Annotated in this window: 16 protein-coding genes and 1 pseudogene; 11 read left to right on the top strand and 6 right to left on the bottom strand. The window is 74.1% G+C overall.

Translation table 11 applies throughout. The annotated features are described in order from the left end of the window. Positions 1–96: 96 nt before the first annotated feature. From ACZ4MO_RS17445 to ACZ4MO_RS17435, 3 genes are read right to left on the bottom strand one after another with little or no spacing between them, the layout of a single operon-like run. The gene (locus ACZ4MO_RS17445) at positions 97–1,098 is read right to left on the bottom strand and encodes an SURF1 family cytochrome oxidase biogenesis protein (protein WP_175009868.1); all 1,002 of its coding nucleotides are present in this window, start codon (positions 1,096–1,098) and stop codon (positions 97–99) included. Beyond that, the gene (locus ACZ4MO_RS17440; RefSeq protein ID WP_108047547.1) at positions 1,095–1,343 is read right to left on the bottom strand and encodes a hypothetical protein; all 249 of its coding nucleotides are present in this window, start codon (positions 1,341–1,343) and stop codon (positions 1,095–1,097) included. Before ACZ4MO_RS17440 ends, ACZ4MO_RS17445 begins: the two co-directional genes overlap by 4 nt. Continuing rightward, on the bottom strand, positions 1,340–1,708 hold the full coding sequence (locus tag ACZ4MO_RS17435; RefSeq protein WP_074807059.1) for a DUF3099 domain-containing protein: 369 nt from the start codon (positions 1,706–1,708) through the stop codon (positions 1,340–1,342). The genes ACZ4MO_RS17440 and ACZ4MO_RS17435 overlap by 4 nt, the downstream gene beginning before the upstream one ends. 198 nt (positions 1,709–1,906) lie before the next feature. On the opposite strand from ACZ4MO_RS17435, the gene fabG reads away from it, so the two are divergent. The 3 genes from fabG (at position 1,907) to ACZ4MO_RS17420 (ending at position 4,072) form a co-directional block, all read left to right on the top strand. Beyond that, complete coding sequence (gene fabG / locus ACZ4MO_RS17430; RefSeq protein ID WP_108047549.1) at positions 1,907–2,632, top strand: 3-oxoacyl-ACP reductase FabG; 726 nt, start codon at positions 1,907–1,909, stop codon at positions 2,630–2,632. A gap of 121 nt (positions 2,633–2,753) precedes the next feature. Beyond that, positions 2,754–3,521, top strand: coding sequence for an enoyl-ACP reductase FabI (fabI, locus tag ACZ4MO_RS17425; protein ID WP_175009867.1), 768 nt, complete (start codon positions 2,754–2,756; stop codon positions 3,519–3,521). Then, entirely contained in the window at positions 3,518–4,072 is a 555-nt protein-coding gene (locus ACZ4MO_RS17420; RefSeq protein ID WP_175009866.1) for a histidine phosphatase family protein, read from the top strand. The genes fabI and ACZ4MO_RS17420 overlap by 4 nt, the downstream gene beginning before the upstream one ends. A 70-nt stretch (positions 4,073–4,142) precedes the next feature. On the opposite strand, the gene serB is transcribed toward ACZ4MO_RS17420, so the two are convergent. Together serB and glgC are read right to left on the bottom strand one after the other, a co-directional pair. Next, positions 4,143–4,811 carry a phosphoserine phosphatase SerB gene (gene serB / locus ACZ4MO_RS17415; protein WP_255437362.1) on the bottom strand — a complete coding sequence of 223 codons (669 nt, stop codon included), beginning with the start codon at positions 4,809–4,811 and terminating at the stop codon, positions 4,143–4,145. Positions 4,812–4,894: 83 nt separating this feature from the next. After that, positions 4,895–6,136, bottom strand: coding sequence for a glucose-1-phosphate adenylyltransferase (glgC, locus tag ACZ4MO_RS17410; protein WP_175009865.1), 1,242 nt, complete (start codon positions 6,134–6,136; stop codon positions 4,895–4,897). A gap of 119 nt (positions 6,137–6,255) precedes the next feature. Here glgC and glgA point away from each other — a divergent pair, with 119 nt between their 5' ends. Both glgA and ACZ4MO_RS17400 read left to right on the top strand, forming a co-directional pair. Further along, on the top strand, positions 6,256–7,467 hold the full coding sequence (gene glgA / locus ACZ4MO_RS17405; RefSeq protein WP_175009864.1) for a glycogen synthase: 1,212 nt from the start codon (positions 6,256–6,258) through the stop codon (positions 7,465–7,467). Further along, a complete protein-coding gene (locus ACZ4MO_RS17400) occupies positions 7,464–7,946 on the top strand; it encodes an SRPBCC domain-containing protein (RefSeq protein ID WP_175009863.1) in 483 nt (160 codons plus the stop codon). Before glgA ends, ACZ4MO_RS17400 begins: the two co-directional genes overlap by 4 nt. A 93-nt stretch (positions 7,947–8,039) precedes the next feature. Here ACZ4MO_RS17400 and ACZ4MO_RS17395 read toward each other — a convergent pair whose 3' ends face one another. Then, positions 8,040–8,876, bottom strand: coding sequence for an Rv1486c family protein (locus tag ACZ4MO_RS17395; RefSeq protein ID WP_255437361.1), 837 nt, complete (start codon positions 8,874–8,876; stop codon positions 8,040–8,042). Between the two features lie 27 nt (positions 8,877–8,903). Here ACZ4MO_RS17395 and ACZ4MO_RS17390 point away from each other — a divergent pair, with 27 nt between their 5' ends. From ACZ4MO_RS17390 to ACZ4MO_RS17365, 6 genes and pseudogenes are all read left to right on the top strand, one after another. Beyond that, positions 8,904–9,692: an ABC transporter ATP-binding protein gene (locus tag ACZ4MO_RS17390; protein ID WP_021483599.1), complete on the top strand. Its 789-nt coding sequence runs from the start codon at positions 8,904–8,906 to the stop codon at positions 9,690–9,692. 90 nt (positions 9,693–9,782) lie between these two features. Continuing rightward, complete coding sequence (locus ACZ4MO_RS17385) at positions 9,783–10,235, top strand: NfeD family protein (protein ID WP_034655620.1); 453 nt, start codon at positions 9,783–9,785, stop codon at positions 10,233–10,235. 67 nt (positions 10,236–10,302) lie between these two features. Continuing rightward, a pseudogene (locus ACZ4MO_RS17380) lies at positions 10,303–11,430 on the top strand (SPFH domain-containing protein); the annotation flags it as partial. A gap of 368 nt (positions 11,431–11,798) precedes the next feature. Beyond that, positions 11,799–12,551 carry a TetR family transcriptional regulator gene (locus ACZ4MO_RS17375; RefSeq protein ID WP_175009861.1) on the top strand — a complete coding sequence of 251 codons (753 nt, stop codon included), beginning with the start codon at positions 11,799–11,801 and terminating at the stop codon, positions 12,549–12,551. Positions 12,552–12,666: 115 nt separating this feature from the next. After that, positions 12,667–14,400, top strand: a complete 1,734-nt coding sequence (locus ACZ4MO_RS17370) for an ABC transporter transmembrane domain-containing protein (protein WP_175009860.1) — start codon at positions 12,667–12,669, stop codon at positions 14,398–14,400. Next, a complete protein-coding gene (locus ACZ4MO_RS17365) occupies positions 14,397–16,508 on the top strand; it encodes an ABC transporter ATP-binding protein (protein WP_175009859.1) in 2,112 nt (703 codons plus the stop codon). Before ACZ4MO_RS17370 ends, ACZ4MO_RS17365 begins: the two co-directional genes overlap by 4 nt. The last annotated feature ends 58 nt before the right edge of the window (positions 16,509–16,566 follow it).

The following is a 16,566-nucleotide window of genomic DNA, read 5'->3' as shown; positions in this document are numbered from 1 at the left end:
CCGATGGCTCGAGCACTACAACATGAACCGACCCCACCTTGGCATCGGCGGCATTCGCCCCATCGACCGCGTCAACAACGCAGCGGGTCAGTACACCTAGCGCGGCGGTCGCTCGCTCGCGTCACCCGGCGTCGTGCCGAGCTGCGCGTCGATGAGCGCGTCCTCCTCGTTCTCGGCGCTCGGACGGCGCGAGCGCGGCTCCCGCCGGGCCCGCGCGGCGTCCGGGTCCTGGGCCGCGAGGAGGTCACCGGCGGTGAGGGTGGTCTCCTCCCCGCGCGCGTCGCGCCGGTCGCGGCGCACGAGGAGCCAGAAGCCGGCGACGGCGCCGAGGGCGAACACCGCCCACTGGAACGCGTACGACAGGTGCGAGCCGGGGTCGGTGTCCGGCTTCGGCAGCGCCTCCAGGGTCTGCGCCGCGGGCGGGACCTCGGTGCGCAGCTGCCCGTAGGCACCGACCGTGCGGCCCTCGGCCCAGCCGCCGCCGTCCGGGCCGGCGGCGAGGACCTGGTCCGTCGAGATGGCCTGCACCTGGCCCGCGGGTGCGTCCCGGCCCGACGGCGGCTCGTCGCCGCGCAGCGTGACGGTCGCCTCGACGTCGCCCGCGGGGGGCGGGGGCACGTCCCCCGGGGTGACGGCGTCGGTCCCCAGCGGCACGAACCCGCGGTCCACGACGACGACGAGCCCGTCCGGCGCAGACGGCGTGGGGTTCGTCACGAACGGGACGAGCACGTGGAAGCCGGGGCTGCCGCCGACCGGCCGGTTGCGCAGCAGGACCGTGGCGTCCGTCTCGTAGCGGCCCTCGAGCGTCACCGGCCGCCAGAGGTCGGCCTCGTCGAGCTCCGCACCGGGGGCGGGGAGCACGTCCTCCACCGGGACCGGGGTCGACGTGTAGTTCGCCTCGATGCGCTCGATCTCGGCGTCGCGCGAGACGTAGCGGTTCCACTGCCAGCGGCCCGCGACGAGGCACAGCGCGACGAGGACGAGGACCCCGACCGCGAGCGTCGCCCACTGGCGCGGCGTGCGCGGCTGGTGGGCGTCCGCGGTGGCGCGCTGCGGCGTCGGGCCCGCGGGGACGTGCGGTGGTGCGGCCTGCGTCACGGGGCCGCCCGGCGCTCGAGCTCGTCGACCGGCACGGTCGAGCGCCAGAACGAGCGGGCGCCGAGGAACGTCTCCAGGTGCTCCCGGTGCGCGTCGCACGCGAGCCACACCTTGCGCCGCTCAGGCGTGTGGATCTTGGGGTTGTTCCACAGCAGACCCCACGCGGCGGCCTCGCGGCAGCCCTTGGCGCTGCACACCAGCTCCTCCTCGCCGACGGGGTCGGCGAGGCCCAGGACGTCGGTCACCGGCGGTCCTCCTCGTCGTCGTGCGGCTCGCGGGGCTCGGCGCCCGCGATGCCGTGGCTTCCGGGTGCTCCCGCCGTGGGCAGCGCCCGGTGCTCCATGGGGGAGGTGTCGTAGTGCGCCTGGTCGCGGCCCGCGTTGGCGACGAGCACCGCGCTGTACGGCAGCACGACCGCGCCGACGGCGAGGACCCAGGTCACCCAGCTGCCCTGCGCCAGGATGGCGCCGAAGATGCACACGAGGCGGATGCCCATCTGGATCAGGTACTTGCGCTCCCGGCGCGCCTGGTCCGCGGCGAGCGGTTCCGGGGCGGCGGTGATGCTCGGGACCGCCTCGGCCGACCTCCGGGCGGCGCGTCGTGTGGTCACCCGTCCAGTCTACGTTTGTCGGGACCCCACAAAGTGTGGGGGACCGGTGTGACCTCGCCGCACCGCGCACCGCGGGCCCCGCGCACGGTACGGTCGGTGCGGCGCCGTCGCGCCGGGCCCGGCAGGGCCCACCCGGCACCGGCCGCGCGGGACCCGTCCCCGGCCGCCGACCCACCCGACCGTCCCGAGGAGCCGCACGTGTCCGAAGCCACCGCCCCCGCCCCGCGCACCGTCGTCGTCACCGGCGCGAACCGGGGCATCGGCCGTGCCATCGCCGAGCGCTTCGTCGCGAACGGCGACCGTGTCGCGACCGTCTACCGGGGCGGTGACCTGCCCGAGGGCGTCTTCGGCGCCGTGGCGGACATCACCGACACCGCCGCCGTCGACGCCGCGTTCTCCGAGATCGAGAAGGAGCTCGGCCCGGTCGAGGTGCTCGTCGCGAACGCGGGCGTCACGCACGACCAGCTCCTGCTGCGGATGACCGACGAGGACTTCGAGTCCGTGATCGACGTCAACCTCACCGGGACGTTCCGCTGCGTGCGCCGGGTGACGAAGGGCATGATCCGGCAGCGCCGCGGCCGCATCGTGCTCGTGTCGTCCGTGATCGGCCTCTACGGCGGCGCGGGCCAGGTCAACTACGCCGCGTCGAAGGCCGCGCTCGTCGGCATGGCACGCTCGATCACGCGCGAGCTCGGGTCGCGCAACATCACGGCGAACGTCGTGGCGCCCGGGTTCATCGACACCGCGATGACCGCCGAGCTCCCCGAGGAGCGCCAGGCCGCCTACAAGGCCGCCATCCCCGCGGGCCGCTTCGCCCAGGCGGACGAGGTCGCCGGCGTCGTGCAGTTCCTCGCGTCCGACGACGCCGCGTACGTCTCGGGGGCTGTGATCCCCGTCGACGGCGGCCTCGGCATGGGCCACTGACCGCTCCCGGCGGCGCGTCCCGCGCCCGCCCGCGGCGCCGTCACCGACGCGCCCGCCCCACCTCTCTTTCAGTACGCTCGCCTCAGCGCGCCCACAGCGGGCGCACGACGGAAGGAAACCGATGGGTCTGCTCGACGGTAAGAAGCTCCTCGTCACGGGAGTGCTCACCGACTCCTCGATCGCGTTCCACGCGGCGCGGCTCGCGCAGGAGGAGGGAGCCGAGGTCGTGCTCTCCTCGTTCGGCCGCCAGATGAAGCTCACGCAGGCCTTCTCGAAGCGCCTGCCGGTCGAGGCGCCCGTCGTGCAGCTCGACGTCACGGACGCCGACGACCTCGCCGGCCTCGCGGACGCGGTGCGCGAGCACACGGACCGCCTGGACGGCGTCGTGCACTCGATCGGGTTCGCGCCGCAGAGCGTCATGGGCGGCAACTTCCTCTCCGCCACCTGGGAGGACGTGGCGACCGCGCTCCAGGTCTCGACGTTCTCCTACAAGTCCCTCGCGGTCGCCGCGAAGCCCCTCATGACCGACGGGGGCGCCGTCGTCGGCCTGACGTTCGACGCGCAGTTCGCGTGGCCGGTCTACGACTGGATGGGCGTCGCGAAGGCGGGCCTCGAGTCCGCGAACCGCTACCTCGCGCGCGACCTCGGCCCCGACGGCATCCGGGCCAACCTCGTCTCCGCGGGCCCGATCCGCACCACGGCGGCGAAGTCCATCCCGGGCTTCGAGCAGATGGAGGACGGCTGGCCGAACCGGGCTCCCCTGGGCTGGGACCAGACGACGGCGGAGCCCGCCGCGCGCGCGGTCGTCGCGCTCCTGTCCGACTGGTTCCCGGCGACGACCGGTGAGATCGTGCACGTCGACGGCGGCGTGCACGCCATGGGGCAGTGACCGCGGAGCAGCGCAACGGCGCGCAGACCCCCGACGGCGGCGCGCGCCGCCTCGTCCTGCTGCGCCACGCGAAGGCGGAGCCCGGCGGCGGGAGCGTCGACGACGTGCTGCGTCCCCTCGCGCTCAACGGCCGCCGGCAGGCGGTGCGCGTCGGTGCGGCGCTGCGCGAGACGGGGCTCGTCCCCGAGCGCGTGCTGTGCTCCTCCGCGCTGCGCACGCGTCAGACGTGGGAGCTCCTCGCGGCGCACCTGGGCGACGTCGAGCCCGACGTGCTGGTGAGCGACGGGCTGTACGCGGCCGACGTGGCCGACGTGCTGCACCTCCTGCGCACCACGGACCCGCGCGTCCGCACGCTGCTCGTCGTCGGGCACGAGCCCACGATGGCGGCCACCGCGTCGTACCTGGCCGACCCGGCGTCCGACGGCGGCGCGCTCGCCCAGGTGCGCGTCGGCGTGCCGACCGCGACGTACTCGGTGCTGGAGTTCGGGGCGTCGTGGGACGCGTGGGAGCCGCAGGCCGCCCTGCTGACGTACGTGGGCCGGCCGTCCTGACCCGAGCCCGGCGCACCCGCACGACGGAGCCCCGGCACCTCACGGTGCCGGGGCTCTCGCGCGTCCGGGGTCAGCGCGCGGCGTCGACCTGGTCGACGACCGCGAGCACCGCGTCGAGGCGCGGTCCGTCGACGCCGTAGGGCGCCTGCTCGCGCACGACGGGCTTGGCCGCGAAGGCGATGCCGACGCCCGCCGCGCCGATCATGTCGAGGTCGTTCGCGCCGTCGCCCACGGCGATCGTGGCGCTCAGCGGCAGGCCGAGCTCGGCCGCGAACTCGCGCAGCGCGGCCTCCTTCGCCGCGCGGTCGACGACCGGCCCCGTCGTGCGGCCCGTGAGCCGCCCGTCGGAGACCTCGAGCCGGTTCGCGCGGAAGCGCGTGATGCCGAGCGCGGCCGCGAGCCCGGCCACGACCTCCTCGAAGCCGCCCGAGACGAGCGCGACCTCCCAGCCGCGGCGCCGGGCCTCGGTGACGAGCTCCCGCACGCCGGGGGTGAAGGTCGCCCGCGCACGGACGTCGGCGAACGCCGCGACGGGCACGCCCGCGAGGGTCGCGACCCGTTCGCGCAGCGAGGCGCCGAAGTCGATCTCGCCGCGCATCGCGCGCTCGGTCACCGCGGCGACCTCGGCCCGCGTGCCCGCGTGGTCGGCGAGGAGCTCGATGACCTCCTGCTCGATGAGCGTCGAGTCGACGTCCATGACGAGGAGCCGCACGGGGGCGCTCGGCGGGTCGGGGGTCACGCGAGGGCTCCTCGTGGCGGTCGCGGGCGGGACAGGGCTCGGCGCGGCGTCGGGCACGTGCACGACACCGGTCGGAGAAGGCGTCACTCGACGACCGTCCCCTTGGGGACGACCGTGATCCCGGACTCGGTGACCGTGAAGCCGCGCGCGCGGTCCTGCTCGGGGTCGAGGCCGATACGGGCCTGCTCCCCGACGACGACGTTCTTGTCGATGATCGCGCGGTGCACCTGCGCGTGGCGGTGCACCTGCACGCCGTCCATGAGCACGGAGTCCGAGACGGACGACCACGAGTGCAGGTAGGTGCCGGGCGACAGGACGGAGCCGACCGCCGTCGCGCCCGAGATGATGACGCCGGGGGAGACGAGCGAGTCCGCGGCGTGGCCCAGGCGGCCGCGGCCCGCGTGCACGAACTTCGCGGGCGGCAGCCCCGTGTAGCCGGTGTGCAGCGGCCACTCCTCGTTGTACAGGTTGAAGACCGGCGTGACGGCGATGAGGTCCTTGTTCGCGTCGTAGTACGAGTCGATCGTCCCCACGTCGCGCCAGTAGTCGCGGTCGCGGTCGGTCGAGCCCGGCACGTCGTTGCGGATGAAGTCGTAGACCGCGGCCGTGCCCTTCTCGACGAAGGCGGGCACGATGTCACCGCCCATGTCGTGGCGCGAGTCCGCGTTCGCGGCGTCGGACGTGACGGCGTCGACGAGCGCGTCGGTGTCGATGACGTAGTTGCCCATCGAGGCGAGCACCTCGTGGGGGGAGTCGGCGAGGCCCACCGGGTCCGAGGGCTTCTCGCGGAACGCCGCGATCTTCGTCGGGTCCTTCGGGTCGGTCTCGATGACGCCGAACTGGTCCGCCATCGAGATCGGCTGGCGGATGCCCGCGACGGTGAGCTGCGCGCCGGACTCCACGTGCGCGTCGACCATCTGGGAGAAGTCCATGCGGTACACGTGGTCCGCGCCCACGACCACGACGATGTCCGGGCGCTCGTCGTCGATGATGTTGAGGCACTGGTAGATCGCGTCCGCGCTGCCGAGGTACCAGTGCTTGCCGACGCGCTGCTGCGCGGGCACCGGCGCGACGTAGTTGCCGAGCAGGGACGACATGCGCCACGTCTTCGTGATGTGCCGGTCGAGGCTGTGCGACTTGTACTGCGTCAGCACGATGATGTGCAGGTAGTGGGAGTTCACGAGGTTGGACAGCGCGAAGTCCACGAGGCGGTAGATGCCCCCGAAGGGCACCGCGGGCTTGGCCCGCGAGGCGGTGAGCGGCATGAGGCGCTTGCCCTCGCCCCCGGCGAGGACGATGGCGAGGACTCGGGGTGCGGCGGCCATGCCCAGACGGTAGCCCCTCGGGGCGGGACCACGCAGCAGGACCCGCATCCTGGGCGCGGGTCGCTTCGGCCCCGCCCACCGGGGGGTCCGCGGCGGGCGACTCGGCTACGGTGTGGCGCGTGAGAGTCGACCTCCTGACCCGTGAGTACCCGCCGCACGTCTACGGCGGGGCCGGCGTGCACGTCGCCGAGCTGTCCGCGGTGCTGCGGCGCCACGTCGACGTGCGCGTGCGCTGCTTCGACGGCCCGCGCGGCGAGGACGGCGTGACCGGCTACTCCGCGCCCGGCGTCCTGTCCGGGGCGAACGCCGCGCTCGGCACGTTCGGCGTCGACCTGCAGATGGCCGACGACGTCGCGGGCGCCGACCTCGTGCACTCGCACACCTGGTACGCGAACCTCGGGGGCCACCTCGCGGGGCTGCTGCACGGCGTCCCGCACGTGCTGTCCGCGCACTCGCTCGAGCCCCTGCGGCCGTGGAAGGCGGAGCAGCTCGGCGGCGGGTACGCGCTGTCGTCGTGGGCGGAGCGCACCGCGTACGAGGGCGCGGCGGGGATCGTCGCGGTCTCCGGCGGGATGCGCGACGACATCTTGCGGGTCTACCCGCAGGTCGACCCGGCGAAGGTGCACGTCGTGCACAACGGGATCGACCTCGACGGCTGGCGCCGCCCCGAGCCCGGCACCCAGCAGGACGTCGCCGACCGCGTCGTGCGCGACCTGGGCATCGACCCCGGGCGGCCCGCCGTGGTGTTCGTCGGGCGGATCACGCGGCAGAAGGGGCTGCCGTACCTGCTGCGGGCCGCGCGCTCGCTGCCCGACGACGTCCAGCTCGTCCTGTGCGCGGGCGCCCCGGACACCCCGGAGATCGCCGCCGAGGTGAGCGGCGCCGTCGCCGAGCTCCAGGCCGAGCGCAGCGGGGTCGTCTGGATCGAGCAGATGCTGCCGCGCGCCGAGCTCGTCGCGGTGCTCGCCGCGTCGACCGTCTTCGTCTGCCCGTCCGTGTACGAGCCGCTCGGCATCGTCAACCTCGAGGCGATGGCCGTCGGGCTGCCCGTCGTCGGGACGGCCACGGGCGGCATCCCCGAGGTCGTGGACGACGGCGTCACCGGCCTCCTCGTGCCGATCGACCAGGCGGACGACGGCACGGGCACCCCGCTCGACCCCGACCGCTTCGTGGCCGACCTCGCGGCCGCGCTCACGCAGGTCGTGGCCGACCCCGAGCGCGCCGCCGCGATGGGCCGCGCGGCCCGTCAGCGCGTCGAGGACCACTTCGCGTGGGACGCGATCGGCGATCGCACGCTCGAGGTCTACCGGACGGTGCTGGAGCAGTCGTGACCACCGCGGGGAGCGGCCGGGTCGACGAGGCGTCGCGCCTCGTCGCCGCCGCGCCCCGCGCCGTGTACCGCGCGCTCGTCGACGAGGACGCGCTCGCGGCCTGGCTCCCGCCCGACGGCATGACCGGCCGCTTCGAGCGCTTCGACCTGCGCCCCGGCGGCGGCTACCGCATGGTCCTCGCCTACGACGACCCGCAGGCCGACCCCGGCAAGACGGGCGAGGGGACCGACGTCGTCGACGTCGCGATCGTCGACCTCGACCCGGGCCGGAGCGTCGTGCAGCGGGTCGTCTTCGCCGCGGACGACCCGGCGTTCGCCGGGACCATGACGATGACGTGGACCGTCGAGCCCGCCCCGGACGGGGCGCTCGTCACGGTCCGCGCCACGGACGTGCCGTCGGGCATCTCCCCGCAGGACCACGCCGCCGGGATGGCCTCCTCGCTCGCCCACCTCGACGCGTGCGTGACGTCGCGCGCCTGACGGGTCCTCGGCAGCGCGAGGTCGACCCCGGCGTGCGAGATCGGCCCTCGGGAGGGTGATCTCGTCACGCCCGGGCCGATCTCCCGGACCGGGTCAGGTGGTGGCGGTCCAGAGGGTGGCGGCGCCCACCGCGTGGCGCGACGCGCGGTCCACCTCGCGCAGCGCCGTCGAGCGCTGGTCTGCCTGCCAGAGGTTGACCGACCCGCCGTCGTCGGCGGTCGCGAGGTCGACGATCGCCCTCAGCCGGACGGCCTGCACGAGGACCTGGACGGCGCGCGGCGGGACGGCGGACGGGAGCTGCCACGTCGGGGCGCCGCCCGCGCGCAGGTCGGCGATGGCGCCCGCGGCGTCGTCGCGCCAGCGGGCGACGTCGAGCTCGTCGAGGGCGCGCGTGGCCAGCAGCAGGGCCGTACGCAGGTCGCGCTCCGCCTCGGGGAGCGACCCGACCGCGCCGAGCACACGGGCGCTCCACGGCCCGACCTGCGTCACGTGCCACGTGACGAGGTGGCCCGGCTCGAGCTCGCTGCCGAACTCCGTGACCTCGGGGACGAGCGCCCACGACCCGGACGACGTCGTGACCACGACGCACTCGCCCGCGTCCGTCGCGTGCGCGGCGGCCTCGGGCGGGACGCCCGATACGTCGCCGGGGACCGGCGCGAGCGCGACGACCTCGCGCGCGTCGCCGGCCCACGCGCCCGCGAGGTCCGCGAGCCGGACGTCGCCGAGCGCTCCGGACACCACGTGCGGCTCGTCGTCGCGCTCCACGGCGCGCACGAGGCGGGCCGTCCCGTCGTCGTCGCCGAGGCGCGCGGCGCGCAGCCAGAGCGCGAGCAGGGCGCTGCGGGGGAGGGCACCCGCGCTCGACGCGGAGCCGGGGCCCGGGGCGGGATGCGGGGCGTCGTGCGGACCCCCGGACGAGTGTGAGACCACGACGGCCAACCTATAGGGTCGGTGACCATGAGCGCGGTTCTCGACCTGAAGGGCGTCACCGTCCGACGCCACCCCAAGACCATCCTCGACGCGGTGGACTGGCAGGTGAACGAGGGCGAGCGGTGGGTCGTGCTGGGCCGCAACGGCGCCGGCAAGACGACGCTCCTGCAGATCGCGTCCGCACGCATGCACCCGACGGCCGGCACGGCCGACGTCCTCGGCGAGCGGCTCGGCCGCGTCGACGTGTTCGAGCTGCGCCCGCGCGTCGGGCTCGCGTCCGCCGCCCTGGCCGACCGCATCCCCGGCGACGAGACGGTGCGCGACGTCGTGCTCACCGCCGCCTACGGCGTCACGGGCCGGTGGCGCGAGGAGTACGAGGAGTTCGACGCGCAGCGTGCGGACGACCTGCTCGCCGCGTTCGGCGTCGACCACCTCGCGGACCGCACCTTCGGCACGCTGTCCGAGGGGGAGCGCAAGCGCACGCAGATCGCGCGTGCCCTCATGACGGACCCGGAGCTCCTGCTGCTCGACGAGCCCGCCGCGGGCCTCGACCTCGGTGGTCGCGAGGAGCTCGTGGGGGCGCTCGCGGAGCTCGCGGGCGACCCGGCGTCGCCGGTGCTCGTGCTCGTCACGCACCACGTCGAGGAGATCCCGCCGGGCTTCACGCACGTCCTGCTGCTCAAGGACGGCGTGGTGCACACCGCCGGCCCGATCCGCGAGGTGCTCACGGCGGAGAACCTCAGCGACGCGTTCGGCGTGCCGCTGCTCGTCGCGCACGGCGGCGGCCGGTGGATGGCGCGGGCCGCACGGGCCTGACCTCCGCACCGGGTGCGCCCGGGGCGTGCACCACGGGCGGAAATTCGGTAAAGTACACGTAAAGCGCGCACGTGGGGACGGGGGTTCGAGATGGACTGGCTGTGGTGGGTCGGAGCGGCGCTGCTCCTCGGTCTCGTGGAGATCATCTCGCTCGACCTCGTGCTCATCATGCTCGCCGGGGGATCCCTCGCCGCGGCGGGCGTCAACGCCGCCGGCGGGCCGCTCTGGCTCCAGATCGTCGCGTTCGCGGTCGTGAGCGTCATCCTGCTCCTCACGCTGCGCCCGTGGCTCCTGCGGCACCTGCGCTCGCGCGTCCCCCTCACGGAGACGAACGTCGCGGCGCACGTCGGCCGCACGGCGCTCGCCGTGGACCGCGTGAGCGAGTTCGGCGGCCGCGTGAAGCTCGTCGGCGAGGTCTGGACCGCGCGGACCGAGCCCGACGCGCCGCAGATCCCCGTGGGCACCGAGGTGCGCGTCGTCCGGATCGACGGGGCGACGGCCGTCGTCGCGCCGCTGCCCGCACAGCACCCCACCGGGTCGTGACCACCCGGCACACCCGTACCGCGCCGCCGGGCGACCGGTCGCGCGACCGACGACCAGGAGGCAGTCGATGAACGACCCCAGTCCCGGAACGATCCTCGCGTACGTCGTCCTCGCGCTGATCCTGATCTTCGTCATCGTCGCGCTCGTCAAGGCGGTGCGCATCGTGCCGCAGGCGGTCGCGATCATCGTCGAGCGCCTGGGCCGGTACTCGCGCACGCTCGAGCCGGGCCTGCACCTGCTGGTGCCGTTCATCGACCGCGTCCGCGCGTCGGTGGACCTGCGCGAGCAGGTCGTGTCGTTCCCGCCGCAGCCGGTCATCACGTCCGACAACCTCGTGGTGAGCATCGACACGGTGATCTACTTCCAGGTCACCGAGCCGAAGTCCGCGGTCTACGAGATCGCGAACTACATCACCGCGATCGAGCAGCTCACCGTCACGACCCTGCGCAACGTCATCGGCTCGATGGACCTGGAGCAGACGCTCACGAGCCGCGACCAGATCAACGGCCAGCTGCGCGGCGTGCTCGACGAGGCGACCGGCCGCTGGGGCATCCGCGTGAACCGCGTCGAGCTCAAGTCGATCGACCCGCCGCCCAGCGTGCAGGGCTCCATGGAGCAGCAGATGCGCGCCGAGCGTGACCGTCGCGCCGCGATCCTCACCGCGGAGGGCGTCAAGCAGTCGCAGATCCTCACGGCCGAGGGCGAGAAGCAGGCGGCGATCCTCCGGGCCGAGGGTGACGCGCAGTCCCAGATCCTCCGGGCCGAGGGCGAGGCGCGCGCCATCCTCCAGGTCTTCGACGCCATCCACGAGGGTGACGCGGACCCGAAGCTCCTTGCCTACCAGTACCTGCAGATGCTCCCGCAGATCGCGAACGGCACGGCGAGCAAGCTGTGGGTCGTGCCGACGGAGTTCACCGCGGCGCTCGGCTCGATCGCCAAGGGGTTCGGCGGCGTGCCGGGGATCGACGGCGGGGGAGTGCCGAGCGGGGGCTCCGCCGAGGACGCGGAGGCGGCCGAGGCGAGCGCCGAGGCGCGTCGCGAGCGCGAGCGCGACCGTGTGAAGTTCGGCGTCCCGTCGCTCACCGACCCCGCCGAGGCCCTCGCCGAGGCGCGGCGCCAGGCGGAGGCGGCGACCGCCGACGCGACGAGCTCGGGCACCCGGTCCGGCCTGCCGTTCGACCCGCAGACCGAGCGGGGCCAGCACCCGGGCGGCGCCGGCGAGCACCACGCGGCCGCGCCGGAGCCCGGGGCCGCCACGCCGCGGCCGCTGGGCGGGCCGTCGCAGTACGCGCCGCCGCCGCCGCAGCCGATCGTCGAGGACGCGCCCACCACGGACCAGCCCCCGACCGACGAGCCGCCCGCCGGCGGGCCGCCGTCCTTCTCGCCGCGGCACTGACGGGGCGCGCCACCCGCGCAGCCTGAGCGGCCGGGGTGGCCCCCCGGCCACGCACGACGACGCCCCTGCACCCACCCGGGTGCGGGGGCGTCGTCGTGCCGCCCGCCGGAGGTTCGCCGGGAGCGGACGGGCTTGAGAGTGAGTGCTCACTCAGTTACCGTCGAGGCGTGGTCCCCGTCTCCGTGCCCCCCGGCGCCCCGACCGACGCTCGCGTCGACGCACCCACCGACGCGCCGTCCGACGCGTCGGCCCCGGAGCGCACGCGCGCGCGCCCGCTCTCGCGCGAGGAGCGCCGCGACGCGATCGCCGCCGCGACGATCCCGCTGCTCGTCCAGCACGGCGCCGCCGTCACGACGCGCCAGATCGCCGACGCGGCGGGCGTCGCGGAGGGCACGCTGTTCCGCGCGTTCGCGGACAAGGGCGAGATCCTCCATGCGGCGGTCGTGCGCTCGCTCGACCCGGCGCCCGCCGTCGCCGCGATCGGCACGCTCCCGGACGACGACGGGCTGCGCCCGCTCGTCGTGAGCGTCGTCGACTTCCTGCTCGAGGCGCAGCGCGTCGGCATGCGCATCTTCGCCGCGGCGCACCAGGTGCTCGACCCGCACCGCGGTGCGACGGCGGACCGCGCCGAGGCCGTACGCCGGATGCGGGCCGGGGACGCCCCGGACGCCCGCCGCGCCGGGTTCGACGCGCGGGAGCGCTCGGCGCGCGAGATCGTCGCGGCGATCGAGCGCAAGCTCACGGCGCACCGGGCGCAGCTGCGCGTGGACCCGGCGCTGGCCGCCCGGGCGCTGTTCTCGCTCGTCTTCGGAAACGCCTTGCCGCACCTCTCGGGCGGTGACAGGCTCGACGCCGTGCAGCTCGCCGACCTGATCCTCGGCGGCATCGGGGCGGACGTCACGACCGACCCGTCGCCCTGACCCGGCGGCCCCGTCCACGACGCGCGCGCACCCTCGCCCGGTGCCGCCCGCCCCGCGCACCCGCGACCCGCGGCTCGCGCCCTCGTCCCGCAGCCCCCTCCCGGACAGGAAGCCCATGCTCGTCAGCCTCTTGCGGACACGACTGCGTCCCTACCGGACGCCGATCGCCGTCCTCCTCGTGCTCCAGCTCCTCGCGACGCTCGCGTCGCTCTACCTGCCGAGCCTCAACGCCGACATCATCGACCAGGGCGTCACGCAGGGTGACACCGCCTACATCATGCGCACCGGCGGCCTCATGCTCCTCGTGAGCCTGGGCCAGGTCGTGTGCGCGGTCGCGGCCGTCTACTTCGGCGCGCGGGTCGCCATGTCGTTCGGCCGCGACGTGCGCGCCGGCCTGTTCACCAACGTGCAGCGCTTCTCCGCGCAGGAGATGGGCCAGTTCGGCGCGCCGTCCCTCATCACCCGCACGACGAACGACGTGCAGCAGGTGCAGATGCTCGTGCTGCTGTCGCTGACCATCATGGTGATGGCGCCGATCATGCTGGTCGGCGGAGTCGTCATGGCGCTGCAGGAGAACGTCGAGCTCTCCGGGCTGCTGCTCGTCATCGTGCCCGTCCTCGGGGTGAGCGTCGGGCTCATCATCTGGCGGATGGTGCCCTACTTCCGACAGATGCAGAAGAAGATCGACGGCATCAACGCCGTGCTGCGCGAGCAGATCACCGGCATCCGCGTGATCCGCGCGTTCGTGCGCGAGCGGCGCGAGGCCGAGCGGTTCGACGTCGCGAACGACGCCCTGTTCGACGTCTCGCTCAAGGCGGGCAAGCTCATGGCGCTCATGTTCCCGACCGTCATGCTCGTCATGAACGCGTCGAGCATCGCGGTCCTGTGGTTCGGCGGACGACAGATCGATGCCGGCGACATGGAGGTCGGGGCGCTCACCGCGTTCCTGTCCTACCTCATGTACATCCTCATGGCCGTGATGATGTCGACGATGATGTTCATGATGGTGCCGCGCGCGGCCGTCTCCGCGGAGCGCATCACCGACGTCATGCAGACCCGCGCGACGGTCGTCGAGCCCGAGCGGCCCGTCGCCCTCACCACGCGGACGGGCCGCGTCGAGCTCGACGGCGTCGAGTTCCGCTACCCCGGGGCCGAGGAGCCCGTGCTCCACGACGTCTCGTTCGTCGCCGAGCCCGGGCGGACGACGGCGATCATCGGCTCGACCGGCTCCGGCAAGACCACGCTGCTCAACCTCGTGCCGCGGCTGTTCGACGTGACGGGCGGCGCCGTGCGGATCGACGGGACCGACGTCCGCGACCTCACGGGCGCGGACCTCGGCTCGCTCCTCGGCCTCGTGCCGCAGAAGGCCTACCTCTTCTCCGGGACGGTCGCGGACAACCTCCGCTACGGCCGACCGGACGCCACCGAGGAGCAGATGTGGGACGCCCTCGAGGTCGCGCAGGCGCGCGACTTCGTCGAGGCGCTCGACGGCGGCCTCGACGCACCGGTCGCGCAGGGCGGCACGAACTTCTCGGGCGGGCAGCGCCAGCGGCTCGCGATCGCCCGGGCGATCGTGCGCGACCCGGCGGTCTACCTGTTCGACGACTCGTTCTCCGCGCTCGACTACGCGACGGACGCCCGCCTGCGTGCGGCGCTCGCGCCCCGCACGCGGCGCTCGACGGTGATCGTCGTGGCACAGCGGGTCGCGACGATCCGGGGCGCCGACCAGATCCTCGTGCTCGACCACGGCCGCATCGTCGGCCGTGGCACGCACACCGAGCTCCTCGAGTCCAACGAGACGTACCAGGAGATCGTCTACTCCCAGCTCTCGATCGAGGAGGCAGCATGAGCGGCGAGCAGGACGCCTCGCGCACGCCCGCGACGTCGGGCGCGGCCTCGCCCGAGGGCGCACCCGCGGCGGCCGGCACGGGGCGCGACGTCGCCCGGACCCGGCTCGCGGGCCGACCCCGCGGTGGCGGCGGGCACGGTCCCATGGGTGGCATGGGCGTCCCCGGGGAGAAGGCGCTCGACTTCAAGGGCTCCCTGCGCCGGTTCGTGGCCTCGCTGCGCCCCGAGCGGGTGCCGATCGTCGCCGTCGTGATCCTCGGCGTGGTGTCCGTGGCGCTCGCGGTCGCGGGTCCGAAGCTCCTGGGCAACGCGACGAACATCATCTTCGCGGGCGTCGTCGGCTCGCAGCTCCCGGCCGGCGTCACCCAGCAGCAGGCCGTCGAGGCGCTGCGGGCGCAGGGCCAGGACCAGGTCGCCGACCTCGTCTCGGGCGTGCCGGGGCTCGTGCCGGGAGAGGGCATCGACTTCACGGCGCTCGCGACCGTGCTCGCGTGGGTGCTCGCCGTGTACGTCGGCTCGTTCCTCTTCGGCTGGCTCCAGGGCCGGATCACGGCGATCGTCGTGCAGCGCACCGTCTACCGGCTGCGGGGCGAGGTCCAGGCCAAGCTGGGGCGCCTGCCGCTGTCGTACTTCGACCGCAACCCGCGCGGCGAGATCCTCTCGCGCGTGACGAACGACATCGACAACATCTCCCAGACGCTCACGCAGACGCTGTCGCAGCTCGTGACGTCCGTGCTCACCGTGGTCGGCGTGCTCGGTGTGATGTTCTGGATCTCGCCGCTGCTCGCGGTCGTCGCGCTCGTGACGGTGCCGCTCTCCGTGGTCGTCACGACGCAGATCGCCAAGCGGTCCCAGCCGCAGTTCATCCGGCAGTGGGCCGCGACGGGCCGCCTCAACGCGCACATCGAGGAGATGTACACGGGCCACACGCTGGTCAAGGTGTACGGCCACCAGCAGGCCGCGATCGACGACTTCGAGCGCGAGAACGCGGCCCTCTACGACGCGAGCTTCCGCGCGCAGTTCATCTCCGGCACCATCCAGCCGGCGATGGGCTTCCTCGCGAACCTCAACTACGTGATCGTCGCGGTCGTGGGCGGCCTGCGGGTCGCGTCGGGCACGATGACGCTCGGCGACGTGCAGGCGTTCATCCAGTACTCGCGGCAGTTCACGCAGCCCATCACGCAGATCGCGTCGATGATGAACCTGCTCCAGTCGGGCGTCGCGTCGGCGGAGCGCGTCTACGACCTGCTCGACGCGCAGGAGCAGACGCCGGACCCGTCGCCCGCGGCGACGGTCGACCCGGTGCGCGGACGCGTCGCGTTCGAGGACGTCTCGTTCTCCTACGACCCGGACGTCTCGCTCATCGAGCACCTCGACCTCGTCGTGGAGCCCGGGCAGACGATCGCGATCGTCGGGCCCACGGGCGCGGGCAAGACGACGCTCGTCAACCTGCTCATGCGGTTCTACGACGTGGACGGGGGCCGGATCACGCTCGACGGCGTGGACACGCGGGACATGACGCGCGACGACCTGCGCTCCGACATCGGGATGGTCCTGCAGGACACGTGGCTCTTCAAGGGCACGATCGAGGAGAACCTGCGCTACGGCGTGCGCGACGGCCGCACCGTGGACGACGAGGCGTTCCTCGCCGCCACACGCGCGACCCACGTCGACCCGTTCGTGCGCACGCTGCCCGACGGGTACGCCACGGTGATCGACGACGAGGGCTCGAGCGTGAGCGCGGGGGAGAAGCAGCTCCTGACGATCGCGCGCGCGTTCCTCGCCGACCCGGCGATCCTCGTGCTCGACGAGGCGACGAGCTCGGTGGACACGCGCACGGAGGTGCTCGTGCAGCAGGCGATGAACGCGCTGCGCGAGGGCCGCACGTCGTTCGTCATCGCCCACCGCCTCTCGACGATCCGCGACGCGGACACCATCCTCGTCATGGAGCACGGCTCGATCGTCGAGCAGGGCTCGCACGACGAGCTGCTCGCGGCGGGCGGCGCCTACGCCCGGCTGTACGAGAGCCAGTTCGCGGCGCCGCTCGGCGCCGAGGCGGAGGACCCGGAGGGCGTGGGCGCTCCCGCGGGCGGTCCCGCGGGACGCTGACACGCCGCGGCCCGCACCCCTGCCCACCCCGAGGGGTGAGGCGAGGTGCGGGCCGCGT

The sequence above is a fragment of the Sphaerisporangium cinnabarinum genome (assembly GCF_055567015.1).
This window is presented reverse-complemented; position numbering and strand designations above follow the sequence as displayed.

What these genes read in the sequence shown, in the direction of transcription:
- ACZ4MO_RS17390 (WP_021483599.1), top strand. Translation starts at nt 8,904, where the DNA reads ATGAGCGCGGTTCTCGACCTGAAGGGCGTCACCGTCCGACGCCACCCC.
- ACZ4MO_RS17370 (WP_175009860.1), top strand. Translation starts at nt 12,667, where the DNA reads ATGCTCGTCAGCCTCTTGCGGACACGACTGCGTCCCTACCGGACGCCG.
- ACZ4MO_RS17365 (WP_175009859.1), top strand. Translation starts at nt 14,397, where the DNA reads ATGAGCGGCGAGCAGGACGCCTCGCGCACGCCCGCGACGTCGGGCGCG.
- glgC (WP_175009865.1), bottom strand. Translation starts at nt 6,136, where the DNA reads ATGGCCGCCGCACCCCGAGTCCTCGCCATCGTCCTCGCCGGGGGCGAG.
- ACZ4MO_RS17385 (WP_034655620.1), top strand. Translation starts at nt 9,783, where the DNA reads ATGGACTGGCTGTGGTGGGTCGGAGCGGCGCTGCTCCTCGGTCTCGTG.
- fabI (WP_175009867.1), top strand. Translation starts at nt 2,754, where the DNA reads ATGGGTCTGCTCGACGGTAAGAAGCTCCTCGTCACGGGAGTGCTCACC.